4 protein-coding genes are annotated in these 2973 nt (G+C 49.6%); all 4 read right to left on the reverse strand.

Going from position 1 to position 2973, the window contains the following annotated elements:
• The coding region (dph5, locus tag QCH34_RS09965; RefSeq protein ID WP_300333575.1) for a diphthine synthase at window positions 1-614 on the reverse strand (614 nt) is incomplete at its 3' end.
• A gap of 8 nt (window positions 615-622) precedes the next feature.
• Window positions 623-1789, reverse strand: a complete 1167-nt coding sequence (locus tag QCH34_RS09970) for a GTP-binding protein (RefSeq protein ID WP_300333577.1) — start codon at window positions 1787-1789, stop codon at window positions 623-625.
• Window positions 1786-2496 (reverse strand): hypothetical protein, encoded by a 711-nt coding sequence (locus tag QCH34_RS09975; protein WP_300333579.1) that lies wholly within the window; start codon window positions 2494-2496, stop codon window positions 1786-1788. Before QCH34_RS09975 ends, QCH34_RS09970 begins: the two co-directional genes overlap by 4 nt.
• Before the next feature lie 13 nt (window positions 2497-2509).
• On the reverse strand, window positions 2510-2973 hold a 464-nt coding region (locus QCH34_RS09980), incomplete at its 5' end, for a nucleoside recognition domain-containing protein (protein ID WP_300333581.1).

A 2973-nucleotide genomic window follows, 5' to 3' on the forward strand; every position in this document is an offset into this window, starting at 1 on the left:
GCTGAACCTGCCCGTGCAATCCCGACATAGAGAGGGATTGTGATATTCAGTTTTGAACAGATCCCCTCGATGATCACAATTGCTTCAGGTATCCGCATATACCGGTCTTTCTGAATATCCAGGTATACGATCGTATGGAGGTTCTGGGAACGGTTGGCTGCAATCACCTCAACAGGTGTGGTGGGCATCCATCGTGCTTCCGGGTAAGGGAGCGAGCATGACTTTCCAAACCGGTAGTTCTGGAGACCGGACAAGCCACAGACTGCACTTGCAATCGAAGCCGCGTGAATGATTTGGGTCCGGATACCCCGCTGGGCTGCACGGATCCTGAGATCTGCGTGTGTGGTTGAGACCATGGTATCCCCGGCTGTCAGAAAGACAGCGGATCCCGATTCTGCTGCATCCAGGATCGGTTCAGGGTGCTGTTCTACATCCTCGCGGGAGAGAAGCCGGATGGGTTGCTGGTAGAGTGCTTCAAGAGCAGGGATATCCGCACCCATCAGCCTGGAGGTATAGGTTTCGAGAAAGACTGCATCTGCCTCACGAATGACGGCAAGTCCTTTTAGGGATATATCATGCTCGTCAAAGAGCCCAAGCCCGATAAATGTCAGCATCTGTATCCTCAATACTCAAATCGCGTGATCTGATCGACCATTGAATCGATGATATCACGGCATTGCCTGTGGTCGGTTGCCGATATGAAGTATACCGGTGTTCCCTGTCCGATCTCAAGAGCAGAACGTATTTCCTCCTCAGTAATCGAATATTCGAGATCGGCTTTATTTGCAACGACGATCACTGGAACAACAGCATTTCCCTCGACTATTGTCTTCAGTTTCAATGCCCGTGCCATCTGATCGGGGCGTGTAACATCCACCATCAGGATGACCCCCATCGCATTCCGTGCCAGCTGGGGAACAATCGGATCAAACCGTTCCTGGCCGGGAGTGCCGTAGATATTGATATCAAAACCCTTGCTTGCCATATGGCCGATATCAAGAGCAACAGTTGTCGGTGTACCAAGTACCCCGAGGCGATCGACTGACATGCCGCTCTCTGAGATATTCTTGACAAAAGTCGTCTTGCCGCTGTTTGAGGGGCCGGTTACGACGATCTTCGGGATATAAGGAACAATATGACCTTCGGTGACGATATAGGGGAGTGAACGTGCCGGGAGTGGGAGCCATGATACGGTATGGAGGGTGAAGTAGTTGAAGAAAGAGACAATTCCCGCTCCCGATTGAAGGGTTATAACGAGATCACAGGGAGTTTCGCTGAGGATTGAGTTGAGCATCTCATCACCAAAGAGATTGAAATACTCAAAGGCGATGGTGACCGGTTTATCTGATCCAAGATCATCAAAGAGCGAGACTGCTCCGGCAAATTCAAAGTAGTCGGAGAGGACATCAAGATAAACGACGATAACGTCGATATCTTCCTCTTTGACAATGCTCCGGATTCTGTCCCGCCATGCTGCCCTGCATGCACTCTGGTCAGGATTTTGTCTCGTGATTGCTTCGACATCAGACTGATCAAGGAAACTGATCAGTTCATCATAACAGTCCAGATGATAATGGCTCTGTGTTGCAATATCATTAAAGTAGGCATCTTTACTGGTAAACGGCGCAATAACCAGTGTTTTCCTGCCGGAAACGACAGCAGTATGGAGCATCGAAATCAGGAAATGCTGTCCGTCTGCCTCCGGCTCGATCGAAAAAAGAACCCTGCTCCCATCAGGAATCCCTCCTTCAAGCAATCCATCCAGCGCATCAATTCCAGTATATATCATCCTTCCACCACCAGTTTCCCATTCGGATCAAATGAATACGCAAGCCATGGAGTCATCCGTCCTCCAAGGCCAACAACCCTCAGCTCAAAGCTATCTTTCCCTTCTCTCACTTCAACCACCCCGTTCATCAGCTGTTTAATCACCGATATGGTACGGGCATCAAATGACTCATTGTTTAAGGTATAAAGCCCGATCCACTCGTTCTTCTTGATCTTGGCAGAGATGACGTGGACAAACTGATACATCACCTCCAGTTTCCTGTACATCAGAAATGTTGAGAGAGAGCTTACACAGAACCGAATCGGGGGCGGAAAAACACCGGGTTTTGGATTCTTCAGGCTCTCATCGACGATGCCCGCAAACATCTTGCTCATCTTGATGCTGATGCCGGTCAGATCAACAGGACTTGCAACGAACTTCATCCTGTCGGTATCAGGCACGTTCGGCAGATCGCTTTTTGTGATAGCATCGATGATCGCAAGGGCTCTCCTCTCCGTTCCATTCAGCTTAAAGAAGTTTAGGATCTCAGATGCCCGTTCATCTGTCGAGAGAAGAACCGAGTATTCGTTTTCAGAAGGAAACGAGAGATTATACGCAATCCTCTCGGCACCAGAGAGAGGAGGTGCCAGTATGAGTACGTTCGCACCCGAGGTCAATCCGCCGAGTTGATCATCGAGTGCAGGGATACCGAACTGGTAGCTGTACATAATATACTACGTGTTATGTCATCCCTATTTTTAACAATGCTCCTACGATGATACCCAGGGCAACAGTATACAAAGATATGAGTATCGCCCACCGTTTTCCAATTTCTCTGATTAAAACGGCAATTGTTGAGATACAGGGGATAAATAGGACACAGACAACCGCAAAAATATACAGCTGCACACCCGAGAGGACTGCGCCGAGATCTGCAGTTCCTGCAAGAACGGCCAGCGTCTCAAATGCCATCTCTTTTCTGAGGATGCCAAAGAGAAGGGCGGTCGCGGCAAATCCCGGAAGCCCGAGGACAGCCTCGGAATAGGGGGTTATGATATTCTGGAATGCCGACACGAATCCGAGATACTCAAAGATCCCAAGGAAGACACTGGACACGAGGAGGAGCGGCATGGCAATGAAAAGAAATTCCGAGAGACGCGACCAGGCTTTCTTCACAACCATATCGGGCCGGGGAACCCGGAGTG

The sequence above is a fragment of the Methanocalculus sp. genome (assembly GCF_029762515.1).
Classification (GTDB): Archaea; Halobacteriota; Methanomicrobia; order Methanomicrobiales; family Methanocorpusculaceae; genus Methanocalculus.